The sequence below is a fragment of the Halorientalis pallida genome (assembly GCF_004118325.1).
GTDB classification, from domain to species: Archaea; Halobacteriota; Halobacteria; order Halobacteriales; family Haloarculaceae; genus Halorientalis; species Halorientalis pallida.
Window position 1 is genome coordinate 17,484 of the sequence record NZ_RDFA01000007.1, and the last position, 15,033, is coordinate 32,516.

Annotated in this window: 13 protein-coding genes; 8 read left to right on the forward strand and 5 right to left on the reverse strand. The window is 67.8% G+C overall.

What is annotated here, in order from left to right:
* The first annotated feature begins 379 nt into the window (after window positions 1–379).
* The gene (locus EAF64_RS17190; RefSeq protein WP_129070215.1) at window positions 380–1,903 is read left to right on the forward strand and encodes an alpha/beta hydrolase family protein; all 1,524 of its coding nucleotides are present in this window, start codon (window positions 380–382) and stop codon (window positions 1,901–1,903) included.
* Between the two features lie 24 nt (window positions 1,904–1,927).
* On the opposite strand, the gene EAF64_RS17195 is transcribed toward EAF64_RS17190, so the two are convergent.
* A complete protein-coding gene (locus EAF64_RS17195; protein ID WP_129070216.1) occupies window positions 1,928–3,889 on the reverse strand; it encodes a PAS domain S-box protein in 1,962 nt (653 codons plus the stop codon).
* Window positions 3,890–3,996: 107 nt separating this feature from the next.
* Window positions 3,997–5,358, reverse strand: a complete 1,362-nt coding sequence (thiD, locus tag EAF64_RS17200) for a bifunctional hydroxymethylpyrimidine kinase/phosphomethylpyrimidine kinase (protein WP_129070217.1) — start codon at window positions 5,356–5,358, stop codon at window positions 3,997–3,999.
* A gap of 207 nt (window positions 5,359–5,565) precedes the next feature.
* On the opposite strand from thiD, the gene EAF64_RS21145 reads away from it, so the two are divergent.
* Window positions 5,566–5,712 (forward strand): DUF7331 family protein, encoded by a 147-nt coding sequence (locus EAF64_RS21145; RefSeq protein ID WP_193767741.1) that lies wholly within the window; start codon window positions 5,566–5,568, stop codon window positions 5,710–5,712.
* Here the strand turns inward: EAF64_RS21145 and EAF64_RS17205 are convergent, their stop codons facing one another.
* Window positions 5,713–6,732, reverse strand: a complete 1,020-nt coding sequence (locus EAF64_RS17205) for an AIR synthase family protein (RefSeq protein ID WP_129070218.1) — start codon at window positions 6,730–6,732, stop codon at window positions 5,713–5,715.
* A gap of 370 nt (window positions 6,733–7,102) precedes the next feature.
* Between EAF64_RS17205 and EAF64_RS17210 the strand changes: the two genes are divergently transcribed.
* From EAF64_RS17210 to EAF64_RS17230, 5 genes are all read left to right on the forward strand, one after another.
* Window positions 7,103–7,636: a hypothetical protein gene (locus tag EAF64_RS17210; RefSeq protein WP_129070219.1), complete on the forward strand. Its 534-nt coding sequence runs from the start codon at window positions 7,103–7,105 to the stop codon at window positions 7,634–7,636.
* 77 nt (window positions 7,637–7,713) lie between these two features.
* The gene (locus EAF64_RS17215; protein WP_129070220.1) at window positions 7,714–8,349 is read left to right on the forward strand and encodes a DsbA family oxidoreductase; all 636 of its coding nucleotides are present in this window, start codon (window positions 7,714–7,716) and stop codon (window positions 8,347–8,349) included.
* Window positions 8,350–8,444: 95 nt separating this feature from the next.
* Complete coding sequence (locus EAF64_RS17220) at window positions 8,445–8,900, forward strand: hypothetical protein (protein WP_129070221.1); 456 nt, start codon at window positions 8,445–8,447, stop codon at window positions 8,898–8,900.
* Between the two features lie 93 nt (window positions 8,901–8,993).
* Window positions 8,994–9,623: a helix-turn-helix domain-containing protein gene (locus EAF64_RS17225; RefSeq protein ID WP_129070222.1), complete on the forward strand. Its 630-nt coding sequence runs from the start codon at window positions 8,994–8,996 to the stop codon at window positions 9,621–9,623.
* A 25-nt stretch (window positions 9,624–9,648) separates the two neighbouring features.
* Complete coding sequence (locus tag EAF64_RS17230; RefSeq protein WP_129070223.1) at window positions 9,649–9,858, forward strand: hypothetical protein; 210 nt, start codon at window positions 9,649–9,651, stop codon at window positions 9,856–9,858.
* Window positions 9,859–9,898: 40 nt separating this feature from the next.
* On the opposite strand, the gene EAF64_RS17235 is transcribed toward EAF64_RS17230, so the two are convergent.
* Window positions 9,899–11,557, reverse strand: a complete 1,659-nt coding sequence (locus EAF64_RS17235; protein ID WP_129070224.1) for a class I adenylate-forming enzyme family protein — start codon at window positions 11,555–11,557, stop codon at window positions 9,899–9,901.
* A gap of 59 nt (window positions 11,558–11,616) precedes the next feature.
* Window positions 11,617–12,228 (reverse strand): molybdenum cofactor guanylyltransferase, encoded by a 612-nt coding sequence (gene mobA, locus EAF64_RS17240; RefSeq protein WP_129070225.1) that lies wholly within the window; start codon window positions 12,226–12,228, stop codon window positions 11,617–11,619.
* 105 nt (window positions 12,229–12,333) lie between these two features.
* Here mobA and mutS point away from each other — a divergent pair, with 105 nt between their 5' ends.
* The gene (gene mutS, locus EAF64_RS17245; protein WP_129070226.1) at window positions 12,334–14,979 is read left to right on the forward strand and encodes a DNA mismatch repair protein MutS; all 2,646 of its coding nucleotides are present in this window, start codon (window positions 12,334–12,336) and stop codon (window positions 14,977–14,979) included.
* Window positions 14,980–15,033 lie beyond the last annotated feature (54 nt).

Consider the following 15,033-nt stretch of genomic DNA (forward strand, 5'->3'; position numbering starts at 1 on the left):
CTCCAGCAGTCCCTCTCGGCCGGCGACACGCTCGATCTGCGGATCTACATCTCCGACTGGATCTACCTGGATGCCGAGGGCCGCGGCGAGGTCACGATCGACCCCGCCGCCTCACGGATTACGATCCCACAGCGTCCCCGGTAGCCCATCCCGGCCCCGCGGACCCCCACTGGTCCGTTCGGGTCCGGTCGGCACGCTCCGCCTGCGGTCGCGCTGTCTCGACCTCGACGCTCTTCTCGGACGACTCGACGCCAGCCATCGACGCGACGCTCGATATCGACCGGCTGTGATCGAGAAAATTTCACCTAATCGCATATAAAATGCCGAAAATAGCAGGCAGATATAAACACTTAATTGGATTCGTTTTTGAACGTTGTCGATGGGTATCATGGGAGCGGATCGCAATGCGGACGAACGGGGTACAGATGCGGGGCGGGTGAACCGACGACGGTTCCTCGGGGCCTCGGGGGCGGCCCTGACGGCGCTCGCGACCGGTGTGGGGACGGCGACGGCGTCGTTCGGGTCGGGCGTCACCACCGAGGACTACACCATCGACTCGTGGGACGGGACGGAACTGGAGGCGACGCTGTACACGCCCGACGCGAACGAGCCACAGCCGGCGGTCCTGATGACCCACGGGTGGGGTGCGTTCCGTGAATCACCGCTGACGGCACCCAAGGCGAAATACCACGCCAAGCGGGGGTACAACGTCCTGACCTACGACTCGCGCGGGTTCGGGAGTTCACAGGGGACCGTCGGCCTCGACGGGCCCAACGAGATCAAGGACGCCCAGCGGCTGGTCGACTGGCTGGCCAACCGGCCGGAGGTGGCACTCGACGCCACCGACGACCCGAAGGTCGGCATGGACGGCGTCTCCTACGCCGGTGGCATCCAGCTGTCGGCGGCGGCGGCCGACGACCGGATCGACGCGGTCGTCCCGCGGATCACCTGGAACGACCTGCAGTACTCGCTGGCACCCAACGGCGTCATCAAGATCGGCTGGCTGTCGATCCTGCTCGGGCTCGGAGGGCTCAGCTCGAACCTGATCGGGCCGGACACCAATATCGACCCGCGGCTGTACGACTGGTACGAGCAGGCGCTGCAGACCAACGACCTGCCGCCAGGCATCCTCGAAGCCAACGAACTCCGGTCGTTCCCCTACTTCGAGAACTACGACACGCCGACCTTCCTCGTGCAGGCGTGGGACGACTCGCTGTTCAAGCCCATCGAGGCCGTCCGGACCTACCGGGCCCTGCAGGACCGGGGCGTCGAGTCCCGGTTGGCCTTCTACGAGGGCGGCCACGCCCCCGAAGAGATCTTCGTGCCGTTCGACCAGCGCGGGTACATGAACGGCCTCGCCAACACGTGGTTCGACCGCCACCTCCGGGGAGAGAGCACCGACATCGCGCAGTCGAACACCTACCTCAAACAGCGTGAGGAGTTCCGGACCGAAGACCAGTTCCCGCCGTCCGATACCGAGTTCGTCACGTACGACCTCGGCAACGCGGAGGCGAACGGCGACGACCGGATCGAGCAGTGGAGTTTCTGGTACGACTCGAACGTCACCTACACCTGGGACGTGCGCGACCGCGCCGAGTGGTACGGCACGCCACAGATCGACCTGTCGCTGGACGTGCACGGCCCCGAGGCTCGCATCTTCGTCAACGTGCTCCGGAACGGCGATCCGATCAACGGCATCGGGGAGGCCTACCGGGTCGAGGGCTCGGGCGTCTCCCGAATCAACTTCGAGTTCCCGACCCTCCAGCGGTTCGTCTCGACGAGTGACCGGCTGGGCCTCCAGATCGAGGTCTCCAGTCCGTACTACCTGGACTCCCGCGAGTCCGAGGGCGTCACGATTCGGCCCGGCGAGTCCAGCGTTCGCCTGCCACAGCGCCCGCGGTAGCGGCCCGGCAGCGTTCTTCCGGGTTCACTGCTCGCGGACAGTGACGCCGGTAACCTCGAAGCGTGCGCCCGAGCGGTCCGCGCCGTCGGCGACGCGAATCCGCCAGCCGTGGGCGTCCACGATGTCCTCGACGATGGCCAGTCCCAGCCCCATCCCACCGTCGCTTCCGGCGGTCCCGTACTCGAAGAGGTGGTCGCGCTGGTCGACGGGAATCCCGGGCCCGTCGTCTTCGACGTAGAAGCCGTCGGGCTGTCCGTCGTCGTAGAGCAGGCCGACGCGAACGGAGACGGTCGGGGCCGAGGCGTCGTCGCGGTCGCCGTGTTCCACGGCGTCATCGGACTCTGTCCGATGGCCTGCCGAGGTCTCCTCGGCAACGTCACCGGAACTCTGCGAGTTCCGGTTGCCTGTCGAGCCATGCTCGACAGCGTCCTGACGAGCCTGCGAGTCAGGGCTCGTGGAGCCGTGCTCCACGGCGTTGCGAAAGCAGTTCTCGAACAGCTGCTGGAGGCGGCTCCCGTCGGCGCGGACGGGGCAGTCGCTCGCGACCGTCAGCGTGGCGTCGCCCGTCTCGACGACCTCCCAGGCGGCGCGGGCGGTCCGGTCGAGTCGGACCAGTTGGGTGTCCTGCACCGCGGTCCCCTGGCGGGCCAGCGCGAGCAGGTCGTCGACGATGGTCTCCATCCGGTCGAGGGCACCGTCGACGTGTTCGAGGTGGCGATCGTCACCGTGCTCCTGGGCGAGTTCCAGCCGACCGCGTGCGACTTCGAGCGGGTTCCGGAGGTCGTGGGAGACGACGCTGGCGAACCGTTCGAGCCGCTCGTTCTGCCGTTCGAGTTCCGCCTCCCGGCGCGTCCGTTCGGTGATGTCGCGCATGACGCCGACGGTGCCGTGGAACTCCCCGTCGACCGACCGGAGCGTGACGTGGACCTCGTAGGTCCGGTCCCGTCCGTCGGGTGTCGTCAGCGTGACCTCGAACCGCCCCGGCGCGTCGGTGTCGGAATCGAGGAGCCGGGCGACCGTCTCCAGGTAGCGGTTGACCGCCTCCCAGCCGAACACCTCCGCGTCGAGCAGCTCGGCGTAGGACCGCCCGATCAGGTCCGCCCGGTCGATCCCGAACACCTCCGTGGCGCGCTCGTTGGTCGTCTCGACGATCCCGTCGGCATCGAACACGAAGAGCACGTCGGGGACGGTCTCGAAGATCCGCTTGTAGCGTTCGAGTTCCCGTTTGCGGGTCCGCCGGTTGATGTCGCGGACGACGCCGACCGACCCGGCGAACGCCCCATCGTCGTCCCGGATGGGCGCGAGCGACACCTCGCAGGGCACTCGCTCGTCGGCCGCGGTGACCAGGTCGATCTCGACGGTCTCGTGTGTCCCGCCGCCGTTCGCGAACAGGCGCTGCAGGGCCGCGTCGGCGGTCGCCACCGAGTCCGGCGTCGTGAACCGTTCGACGCTCGAACCCACGAGGTCCCCGCTCTCGTAGCCCACCCGCTCGGCCATGGCCCCGTTGTACATCTGGAGGGTCCCGTCCGCGTCGAGCACGTACATCGGATCGCCGGCGGTCTCGACGAGCGTTCGGTAGTGGTCGATCCGTGCCTGTTCGGCGTCGGAACCGTTCCCCGTGGGACCGTCCCCGGACCCGCGCTCGACGGCCGCCTCGACCGCCGCCGCGAGCCGACCGCCCGGATCCGACTCCGCCGCGAGGTTGACGTACGCGGCCACGTCGGCCTCGACCGCCGCGGCCGCCAGCCGCTCGCTTCCGTCCGACGCGACCAGGACGACGGGAAGCGCCGGTTCGACGGCGCAGACGGCGGCCACGCCGCGTCGCCACGCGCCGTTCGGCCCGTCGCAGGTCACGACGACGCAGTCGGGTCTGGTGTCCGCCACTACCCGACGGAGCGCCGCGACCGTCGCTACCCGTTCGACCGCGTACCCGTTCAGTAGATCCCCGAGGTCGGGCACGGCGCCCGCGAGGTCGGCAGCTACCACTGCCGGAGCTGTATCGTCTGTCGTCACCAGTCTTGCTTGCCAGTCTTGCCGACCCCGTTGAATGTTTTCCGGATTCGACTGCGCGAAAAAATGCCGGAGGTATCAGCCTACTCGGTGGTCAGGTCGTCCCGTACCGCCAGCGTCCGCTCCGCCACCCTCGTGGCGTCGTCGGCCAGCAGTCTCACCGTCGGTTCACGACCGACGCCACCCCGGTCGACGACCGCGACGGGCGACCCGTCGGCCCGCTCGAACGCCGTCCCGGCCAGCCACCGCTGGATCGACCCCGGCGCGTCGGGCGCGTCGTCGCTCTCGACCGTGACGACTTCGCCGTCCAGGTCGGCCAGCGCCGCCGCCACGTCGTCGTCGAACCGGCAGTTCACCGCGAACCGCCTGGCGGCGTCGAACTCCCGGCAGGCGATCAAAAAGTGCGCGACGTGACTCGACGCGCCGAAACGAACCCCCCGGTTGGGCCGGACACCCGAGAGCGTCCGCGTGATCTTGCCTTCGACAGCAGCCGTCTCGTCGGGGCGTTCGGCGTAAGGGGTCGCACCGACGACGTTCATCCCGACCTCGGGCACCAACCGTGACACGTCGCGGTCGACGAACCGCTCGACGACCTCGGTGACGCGCTCGGCCGTCGATTCGCGGGCGGCGCGGTCCCGGGACTCGACCATGTGGTGGACGCTGCCCGGGCCTTCGCCCACGTCCAGCGGGTAGCGCACGGCTCGCGCGAGCAGGTCGACGCCGGCCTCGACGGCCGTCGTGAGATCATCGCCACGGGACAGACGGGCCGCGATGGCGCTGGAGAGGGTACAGCCCGACCCGTGGGTCGCGTCGGTCTCGACGCGTGGATGTCGGAACGTCTCGACGGTCTCGTCGGTTACCAGCACGTCGACGACCTCCTCGCGGTCGCCGATCTCGACGTGGCCGCCCTTGACAAGCGCGGCAGTTGCGCCGAGGTCACACAGTTGCTCGCCCACTGTCCGCATGTCGTCCTCGGTCTCGGGGTCGATACCCGTCAGAACTGCCGCCTCGTCGGCGTTGGGCGTCACGAGTGTCGCCGCACCGATCAGGTCCTCGTACGCTGACTCCGCCTCGGGTTCGAGCAGGCGGTCGCCCGAGGCCGCGACCATCACCGGGTCGACCACGAGATTCGGGAGGCGGTCGGCGTACCCCTCGACCGTCTCGACGACTTCGGCGGTCCCGAGCATCCCCGTCTTCACCGCGTGCACGTCGAAGTCGTCGAGGACTGCCTCGATCTGGGCCTCGAGCTCCGCGACCGGCAGCAGGTGTGTCCCCTCGACGCCGCGGGTGTTCTGTGCCGTAACGCTCGTGATCGCACTGGTCCCGAACGCCCCGCAGGCTTCCATCGTCTTCAGGTCCGCCTGGATGCCCGCGCCACCGCCGGAGTCGCTGCCGGCGACGGTCATCGCGACCGGCCGAGACTCCGGTGCCGCTCGTCGTTTCATACCCCGACATCCGGCCGGCACGCACTAAGTTGCTAGCGGTAGCCACCGTCGATGGCTGGCGAGCGTCGCCACCTTATGCATCCTAGTATGCTAACAATATTCCATACAACATTCAGCACAATGCTTATATTTGACAACGGCTCCCATACGGGTAAGGCGCGATGGCCGGAGTGTGGTGACACACGTCGACCGCGCGTGAACACAACAATGGCAGAACCAGCAGAACGGATCGACACCGAGATCGACGAGAAGTACGGCGAGTTCGAGACCGACGACGGCGACCTGATCGTCTACGACCGCGACGACAAGTCGGCCTGGGTCCAATCAAACACAGTCACGCCGGTCGAGCAGTAATCACTCCAGTTTCCCGGCGTACTCCTCCATGGCCGCCCAGAAGGGGTCCCGCCCGGGGTGGTCTTTGTCTTCCCCGTCGACGGCCAGTCCCGACCCCGCGACGACCTCGCCCACGTCGGCGGCCGGAATCCCCTCGTCCTCCAGTGCCGCGAGCACGTCGTCGACGCCCGACGGGTCGACCGTCGTCAGGAGCGTCCCTTCGCTGATCGAGATCCAGGGATCGATCTCGAAGAACTCACAGGCCTCGACGACGCCGGGCTGGACCGGCACCGCGTCCCGCTCGATCTCGATGCGGACGTCCGCCGCCCGCGCCATCTCGAACAGGCCGCCGTAGATCCCACACTCCGTAGCGTCGTGCATCGCCGTCACCGGCCCCGCGGCGGCGGCCGTCAACGCGTCCCTGACGGGACTCATGTCGTAGAAGCGGTCCTGTGCGGCCTGCAGCGTGTCGGCGTCGACGGCCTCGGCCAGCAGTGGTTCGTACTGGATCGAGAGGAGTCCTGTGGCCTCGATGGCCGGCCCCTTCGTGGCGATCACACGGTCGCCCTCGCGGGCCCCGTCGGGCCGGACGAGGTCGTCGGGGTCGCCGACGGCCAGCGGCGTCGCGCCGCCGACCATCGGGTAGTTACAGCCGGCGTATCGGCCGGTGTGGCCCGTGACGATGGAGACGCCCAACTCCTTGGCTTCCTCGTCGAAGGTCGTCCAGACGGTCTCGAACTCGTCGTCGGTGATCTCCGGCGGGAGGTTGAAGTCGACGCTGAGGTGGGTCGGCGGGATCCCCGAGACAGCCACGTCGCTCATGAGGATGTGAAAGGCGAACCAGGCCGCCCGCTCGAAGCCCAGCGAGGGCATGACGAACACGGGGTCGGTCGCCATCGCGACGACCTGCTCGCCGATCCGGATGGCCCCGAAGTCCACGCCGTGTTGCGGGCCGAGGATCTCGTCGTCGCGGTCGGCTCCCAGGTGCGGGTAGATGTGTGCGTCGAAAAACTCCCGGTCGACCTTGCCCAGGTCTGTCATACAGAGTGGTACAACCCGGTGGACTTAGCGATGACGGTGGTCCCGGTCACAGCGCGGTCGCGGCGGAACTACTATGTCGAACCCTGAATCAGGGAACAGGTAGTAGCGATGTCACGTTACTTCGAGTTCTCCTCGTACACGGACGACATCGCACCGGATTACGACGGCAAAGTCGCCGTCGTGATCGTCGGCCTGTCGCTGGTGCCGGCACTGGGGGCCGTCGCGATCGCGGCCGGTATCGACCTGCTGACGGGCGATTTCGTCGACGCGATCTGGTACGGCGGCGTCGGCCGCGCGCGGGCGCGCGCTCGTCCTCCTCCCGCTCGCGGGGCTGCTCCCGGCGACCGTCGCCCGACGGATCGCGGTCCCCGTGGTCGACACAGGTGCGTGGAACAAGGCCGCGCCACTGGTGGGTGCGTTCGCCGTTCTCTCGGGAATTTTCCTGGGATCGTTCCTGGAACTGCTGGGCGCGACGAGGCTGTCGACCTACCTCGTCGTCGGCGGCGCAGTCGTGGTCCTCGTGCTCTTCGTGAACGCGCTGGTCCTCGGAACTGGGATCGACTTCTCGTGGGTCGGGACCGTCGCCGCGGTCGTCGCGACCGTCGCCGCCATCGTCCTGCTCGCGCTCCCGATCACCTGGTGGTCCTCGGCCGACGGCTCGATCTGGGCGCTGTACCAGACGCTCGTCCGTGTGTTCTTCCAGGGCCTGCTCCCACTCGTGTTCCTGACCTCCTACCTGTACGACGTGTGGCGCAACGCCGAGGCCGGGATGACGCCCGCGGTCAACGCCATGGCCGGCTTCGTGTCGCTCGTCACGGTCGCCCCGGTCGCGCTCGAACGGGTCGTCGTCAGGCTCGGGACGGTGTTGAAATTCTTCACCGAGGAGAGCGAATCGAGTGCCTGACCCCGCGGCCCCGTCGCCGTCGCGGCCGCCTCCCACCGAATCGCGCCCTTTTCCCGTTCCCGGACCCTGGCACGGCTATGTCCGACACCACCGGCGACGAGCGGATCACCGTCTACTCCGACTACGTCTGTCCCTTCTGCTATCTCGGTCGGCACTCCCTGATCGAGTATCAGGACGAGCGCGACGTCGACCTCGTGATCGACTGGCACCCCTTCGACCTCCGGGCCGGCAAGCGCAACCCCGACGGGAGCATCGACCACGACGTCGACGACGGCAAAGACGAGGACTACTACGAGCAGGCCAAAGAGAACGTCCGCCGCCTGCAGGACGAGTACGACGTGGAGATGGACCTCGCCCTCTCCCGCGACATCGACTCGCTCGCCGCTCAGCTCGCCTCGGTTCGCGTCCGCGACGAGCACGACTACGACACGTGGCTCGACTTCGACTGGGCGATCTTCGAGGCGCTCTGGACCGAGGGCCGGGACATCGGTGAGCCCGACGTGCTGGCCGACCTCGCCGAGGACACTGGCGTCGATCCCGAAACGGTCCGTGCGGCCCTCGACGACGAGGCCCTCCGCGAGCGCGTCCGCTCGCTGTTCGACGACGCGAAACGGCAGGGCGTCAGCGGCGTGCCGACCTTCGCATACGACGGATACGCCGCCCGCGGCGCGGTCCCGCCCGAACAGCTGCGACGGCTGGTCGAGGGGACCTGAACCACGACGACCGGCAGGTGCCACGTGACCGGCAGCGTCCGTGGATGCCAACATGTTGGGCAAACGCTGACTCCCGGGGCGGCCGTTCGTTTCGTATGGAACTCGAGGAGAGAATCCCAATCGATCTTCCGGACCACACGAAGCTGACGCCGCTGTTTTACCTGTTCGTCGCGATTCCGACGGTGCTGGGGCTTGCCCACCACGTCGACCACGTCGTCCGGGGGAACCACGTCGGCTGGCCGCTCACCGCGCAGGTGAACCCGTTCACGTACAGCCTCGCCATCTACCCGCTCCTGGGAATCAGTCTGTACCTGTCACTGACCGACCGCGTCGACGCCCGGTACTGGGCGGGCTTCTTCGCGTTCAGTGCCGGCATGCTCGCGTACTTTCACGTCAGTCCGTGGGCGGTCGAACCGCCACAGGACGTGATGGTGCCGTACGAGAACCCGCTTCTGGGGTATCTCGCGTTCGGCATCGTCCTCGCACTCATCGCCTCGGTCTGTCTCGGGTCGGTGTACGGGGCACTCCTGTGGTACCGGGGCGATTCGTGACGCCGACCGTCCGCGTGTCGCCCTCGCGACACCACGACGGTTGCGGCCGAAGTCGGGCTCAACGCTTTTGCCTACCTGGACCCACCTATGGCCGTGATCCGCGCACGCTTTCGCATCGTCCTTCCCGCGGATATCTGGGTCGCGGACGTGTCGACGTCGTTTCCCGACGCGACCCTCCGGTTGCTCACGGGCGTTCCCAGAGGCGACCATGCCCTGGAACTGGGGGAGATACGGGCCGAAAACCCCGGTGTCGTCGCCGACGCGATCCGGAACCATCCCGACATCTCGAACTACGAGGCAGTGTTCGCGGACGACCGGCGCGCCATCGGCCAGTACGAGGCCGTCGAGCAGGGGCTCTACGAGTTCCTCTGGGCGTCCTCGCTCCCGCCGGAGTTCCCGGTCGTCGTCGAGGACGGCGAGATGGAGTTCGACCTGACCGCGACCCGGGACCAGTTCGACGCCTTCGGGGCGGTACTGGACGACAGCGGTCGCGAGTACGACCTCCTGACGGTCGTCCACACCGAAGACGACGGCGACCTGCTCACCGAGCGCCAGCAGGAGTTCCTGCGCGGCGCACAGCGTCTGGGCTACTTCGAGGTACCGCGCGAGTGTACGCTGGCGGAACTGGCCACCGAACTCGGTGTCGACAAGTCGACGGCGAGCGAGACGATCCGCCGTGGAACCGCTCGTGTCGTCGCACAGTACCTGTTCGGACGCGACTGACGAGCGAGTCGGGAGGTGACGTCCCGTGACGCCGGGGGCTCCCTGGCGACGGCGGACCCACAGACTCGTCCATCTCCTGTTCGCGGTCGCACTCGGCACGTTCGTCTACTCACCGCTCCGAACGGTGGCGGTGGCGGTCCTCGTCGTCCAACTGCTCGTGTTTCCGGGGCTGTTGCTCTCCGGCATACTCCTGTGGAAGGGCCCACGGATTCGGCAGTGGTACCGTGACCGGTGAGCGGCGAGGACACGTGGCCGCCCGGTGGCGACGGTCCGCTCTACAGCTCCTCGTCCTCGGAGCGAAGCGGCTCGCTCAGCCGGTCCTCGGTCTCCTCCTCCAGCTTGTACCGCTGGACCTTCTGGGTGGCGCTCCGTGGCAGTTCCTCCACGAAGAACACCCGACGAGGGTGGGCGTAGGTCGGGACGTAATCCAGTGTGAACTCCCGGAGTTCCCCCTCGCTCACGTCCGCGTCCTCCGAGAGGACGACGTACGCGACGGGCGCCTCGCCTTTCACCTCGTGGGGTGCGCCGACGACGGCGGCCTCCTCCACGTCGGGGTGTTCGTAGAGGGCGTCCTCGACCTCCGCGGGGTAGATGTTCTCCCCGCCGGCGATGATCATGTCGTCGGCGCGGTCGACGATCCAGAAGTAGCCGTCCCGATCGACGCGGGCGATGTCTTTCGTGTAGAAGTAGCCCTCGTCGTCGAACACCTGCTCGTTCTTCTGGGGGCGGTCGTAGTATCCCTCGAAGACGTTTGGACCGCGGATCGCGATCTCGCCGGTGACGCTCGCTTCGTCCTCGAAGTCGAGGTCGTCGTCCGGGAACGGCTCCAGTTGGTCGGTCGTCACCTTCGTCTCTCTCGTGTCGGGGTCGACGAGCTTGATCTCCACGCCGTCGAGGACGGGCCCGACACAGCCGGCGGCCTTCCGGACGCCACGCGAGGGTTCGACCGTGCCGGCGGGACTGGTCTCGGTCATCCCCCAGCCCTCGACCATCGGCACGTCCCACTCCGCCATGATCTCCCGGCGGGTGGCGTCCGCCAGGGGCGCGGCCGCGCAGGTCACTGTCTCCAGACTGGAGAGGTCGTACTGCTCGGGGTTCTCGCGGTACTCCCGGAACATCATCGTGTACATCGCGGGGACGCCCGCGAACTGGGTCACGTCGTTGTCCTGAATACCGTTCAACATCGGTTCGGGTTCGGGCTGTGCGACCAGTACCATCGTCGACCCGCTGTAGAGCCCGGAGCCCAGCAGGGCGTTCAGCCCGTAGATGTGGAACAGCGGCAGGACGAGCAGGAAGGTGTCGTCCGGATCGAGCGGGAGGCCGCCGTTGTCGTACGCTTCGACGGTCGACAGCAGGTTCTCGTGTGTGAGCTGGACGCCTTTGGGCTTGCCCGTCGTCCCGCTAGTGTAGGGCTGGACCGCCACGTCCTCGAACTCGCGGTCGACGCCTTCGGCCTCGCGGTCGAACGTCTCCGCGTGGTCGGCGATGGCGTGGGAGTAGTTGACCACGCCGTCGTCGGAGACGCCCGGCAGGAACAGCGTCCCGACCTCTGCGGCCGCCGCCAGGCTCTGGACCTCGTCGGCCAGGAAGGGTGAGCCAAAGAGGACGTCGATGCCCGCATCCTGGATGACGAAGGTCAGCGTCTCGGGGTCCATCCGGAGGTTCAGCGGGACCGGGATCGCGCCGGCCTTGATCGTCCCGAAGTAGCTCTTGGGGAATCGTGGTGTGTTCGGGATGAAGAGGCCCACCCGGTCGCCCGCCTCGACGCCGTGGTCGACGAGCATGTTCGCGACCTGATTGGCCTCCGCCTCCAGTTCGTCGAAACTCGTCTCTAGCCCCTGGAAGACGAACGCTGTTTGCTCCCCGTACCTGTCCGCCGCCATCGACGGCAGGTCGCCCATGTGTGCCAGTTGGTCACCATTGTAATACTCCATGCCTGTCATCATCTCTCTCACACACCATAAGCGAGGGGGCCCACTCACACGGTCGAGGCTCACTGCTCCAGGTCGGCGGCCGCCGCCCGGAGGTCCTCGCGCGTGTTGACGTTCCGGAGCGACTCCAGCGTGGCGTGGGCCTCGATTTCGGCTTCCGGGACGAACACCCAGTCGAGGTCGTTCAGTGCGGCGAAGACCGCCCGCTGGTCCCTGACGAGTGCGGCTTCACACGCGGCGACGGTCGCGTCGGTCCGGTAGACCGCCTGCAGGGGTTGATCGCGCCCGTCGACGCGCGGGACCGCGGCGTCGTGATCCTGGGCCCGATCGAGGAGGTGCGCGACCAGCGCGGGCGCGACGAAGGGCATGTCACAGGCCACGACGACCGCGAACTCGGTGTCGACCGCCCGCAGGCCAGTCAGGATGCCCGTCATCGGCCCTCGGTCGGGCTCGTCGTCCTCGGCGAGGGTCACGGGGTGGTCGTAGCCCGCCAGCGCGTCCGCGATGGCGGGCCGCTGGTCGAGGCGGCAGTTGACGACCAGTCGGTCGATCACGGGCGCGAGGCGGTCGGCGACCCGGCGGAGCATAGGGGTGCCCGCGAGGTCGGCGACGGCCTTGTCGCCGTCCCCGAACCGCGTGGAGTACCCGCCCGCGACGACCAGCCCCGTTCGCATGGCCGGCGGTACGAACCCGGTCCACAAGAAGGCCGCCCCGAACGGTCGACCGCGACCCGCTGGCCATCCGGAGGGCATATGCCGTCCGCGACACTGCGGTCGTCCATGGACGCGGCGCTTGGCCCACCCGAGACGATGACGGACCGGGCCGACGAGCTGACGCCGATGATGTCGCAGTACTTCGAGCTGTGTTCGGCGTACGAGGACTCCCTGGTCCTCTTTCAGGTGGGGGATTTCTACGAAGCCTTCTGTGACGCGGCCGAACGCGTCTCGCGACTCTGTGAGATTACACTCACGAAGCGGGAGGATTCGACCGGCGAGTACCCGATGGCCGGCATCCCCATCGACAACGCCGAGAGTTATATCGAGACTCTGCTGGACGCAGGGTATCGCGTGGCCGTCGCCGACCAGGTGCAAGACCCCGACGAAACCACCGGCGTCGTCGACCGCGCGGTCACTCGCATCGTTACCCCTGGGACGCTCACCGAAGACGAACTCCTCCGGACCGACGACAACAACTTCGTCGCCTGTCTCGCCCGCTCGGTGGACCGATTCGGCCTCGCCCTGCTGGACGTGTCGACGGGCGACTTCTACGTCACCAGCACGACAGACGAGTCCGCCGTCGCCGACGAACTCGGCCGTTTCTCCCCCGCCGAGGCGGTCGTCGGTCCCGACGCCCCGACCGACCCCTTCGATTCGGACTGCATGGTGACGCCCCACGACCGCTCTGCCTTCGAGGGAGACAGTCCCGAACGGCTGGTCGAGTCGTACTTCGGCGACCCCGGGACGGTCCTCGGGAACGCGGCCGAAGTTCGAGCCTGCGGCGCGTTGCTGGATTACGCCGAGTACACACGGGGGAGCGAGGGCGACGACACCGACGGCGAGCGCGGCCAGCTGGACTACCTCAACCACGTCACCCGCTACGACCCGCGCGAGTACATGTTGCTGGACCGGGTGGCCCTGGAGAGCCTGGAACTGTTCGATCGCCGGGCGGTCCACGGCCGCGCGGGCGCGACGCTCGTGGCAGTGCTGGACGAGACCGCCTGTGCGCTGGGGAGCCGCGAGTTGAACGACTGGCTCCGACGGCCGCTGATCGAACGCGACCGCATCGAGGCCCGCCACGACGCGGTCGAGGAACTCGCCGGCGACGTGCGGACCCGCGAGCGCCTCCACGATCTCCTGCGGGACGTGTACGACGTGGAGCGACTGATCTCGCGGGTCTCGCGTGCCCGCGCCAACGCCCGCGACCTCCGTTCGCTGAAAGATACCCTCGACGTGGTGCCCGAGATCGAGGCCGCACTCGACGACGCCGACTGTACCACGCTCCGGGAAAGCCGGTCCGACCTCGATCCGCTGGAGGATATCCGGGATCTGATCGGACGTGCGATCCGTGTGGAACCGCCCATCGAAGTCACCGAGGGCGGCGTCATCGCCGAGGGGTACGACGAGCGCCTCGACGAGTTGCGCGAGACCGAACGCTCCGGCAAGGAGTGGATCGACTCGCTGGAAGCCCAGGAACGGGAACGGACCGGCATCGACTCGCTGAACGTGGGCCACAACTCCGTCCACGGCTACTACATCGAAGTCACGAACGCCAACCTCGACGCGGTGCCCGACGACTACACGCGCCGGCAGACGCTGAAAAATTCCGAACGGTTCTACACGCCCGAACTCAAGGCCCGCGAGGACGAGATCATCCAGGCTGAACAGCGGGCCGACGACCTCGAATACGACCTGTTCCGGGAGGTCCGGGACACCGTCGCGGCGGAGTCCGAACGCGTGCAGGCGCTGGCCGACACCCTCGCGCGCCTGGACGTGCTGGTTTCTTTTGCCACCGTCGCCGCCGAGTACGACTACGCCCGCCCCACGTTCGTCGACGACCCGAAACGAACCGAGATCGAGGGTGGCCGCCATCCGGTCGTCGAGCGCACCCAGCCATCTTTCGTCCCGAACGACACCCGCCTCGACGCCGAGAACTTCTTCGCCGTCATCACTGGCCCCAACATGAGCGGGAAGTCCACCTACATGCGGCAGGTGGCGCTGATTCAACTCCTGGCCCAGGCCGGCAGTTTCGTCCCCGCCGCCGACGCTTCCCTCTCGCTGGTCGACCGGGTGTTCACCCGGGTCGGTGCCAGCGACGACATCGCCGGCGGGAAGTCGACGTTCATGGTCGAGATGACCGAACTCGCCGAGATCCTGGCAGACGCCACCGACCGCTCGCTCGTCCTCCTGGACGAGGTGGGGCGGGGGACCAGCACCACCGACGGTCTCGCCATCGCCCGCGCGGTAACCGAGTACGTTCACGACGAGATCGGCGCGCGAACGCTCTTCGCCACCCACCATCACGAACTCACCGACGCCGCCGACACACTGGATGGGGTGTCCAACCTGCACTTTGCAGCGGACCAGGACGGACGGGACGTGGTCTTCGACCACGAGATCCGCGACGGACCTGCCGCCGCCTCCTACGGCGTCGAGGTCGCCCGCGAGGCCGGAGTCCCGGACGCCGTCGTGGAGCGCTCCCGGGAACTGCTCGACGCGGCCGACTCGAACGATACCCACGACGGAACGAAGGCGACGAACGGCCATCGACCGGCCGCTGCGAACGGCGTGAGTGGTGGCGAGGCGAGTCCGGACGACGTGGACGGCGGTCTGTCCGAGACGATTCGCGAGCAGAACCTCGCCACGACGACACCGATGGAGGCGCTGGCGCTGTTACAGGACCTCCAGGAGCGGGTCGGTGAGGAGTGAAGATCGGCGTTCGACGCGGCACCGCTGGCCCGGACCGGACGCGGGGGCCTTCGG

Excerpts from the sequence above, each read along its gene's own strand:
- EAF64_RS17190 (WP_129070215.1), top strand. The coding sequence starts at position 380 with ATGGGTATCATGGGAGCGGATCGCAATGCGGACGAACGGGGTACAGAT.
- thiD (WP_129070217.1), bottom strand. The coding sequence starts at position 5,358 with ATGAAACGACGAGCGGCACCGGAGTCTCGGCCGGTCGCGATGACCGTC.
- EAF64_RS21145 (WP_193767741.1), top strand. The coding sequence starts at position 5,566 with ATGGCAGAACCAGCAGAACGGATCGACACCGAGATCGACGAGAAGTAC.
- EAF64_RS17205 (WP_129070218.1), bottom strand. The coding sequence starts at position 6,732 with ATGACAGACCTGGGCAAGGTCGACCGGGAGTTTTTCGACGCACACATC.
- EAF64_RS17215 (WP_129070220.1), top strand. The coding sequence starts at position 7,714 with ATGTCCGACACCACCGGCGACGAGCGGATCACCGTCTACTCCGACTAC.
- EAF64_RS17220 (WP_129070221.1), top strand. The coding sequence starts at position 8,445 with ATGGAACTCGAGGAGAGAATCCCAATCGATCTTCCGGACCACACGAAG.
- EAF64_RS17235 (WP_129070224.1), bottom strand. The coding sequence starts at position 11,557 with ATGGAGTATTACAATGGTGACCAACTGGCACACATGGGCGACCTGCCG.
- mobA (WP_129070225.1), bottom strand. The coding sequence starts at position 12,228 with ATGCGAACGGGGCTGGTCGTCGCGGGCGGGTACTCCACGCGGTTCGGG.
- mutS (WP_129070226.1), top strand. The coding sequence starts at position 12,334 with ATGGACGCGGCGCTTGGCCCACCCGAGACGATGACGGACCGGGCCGAC.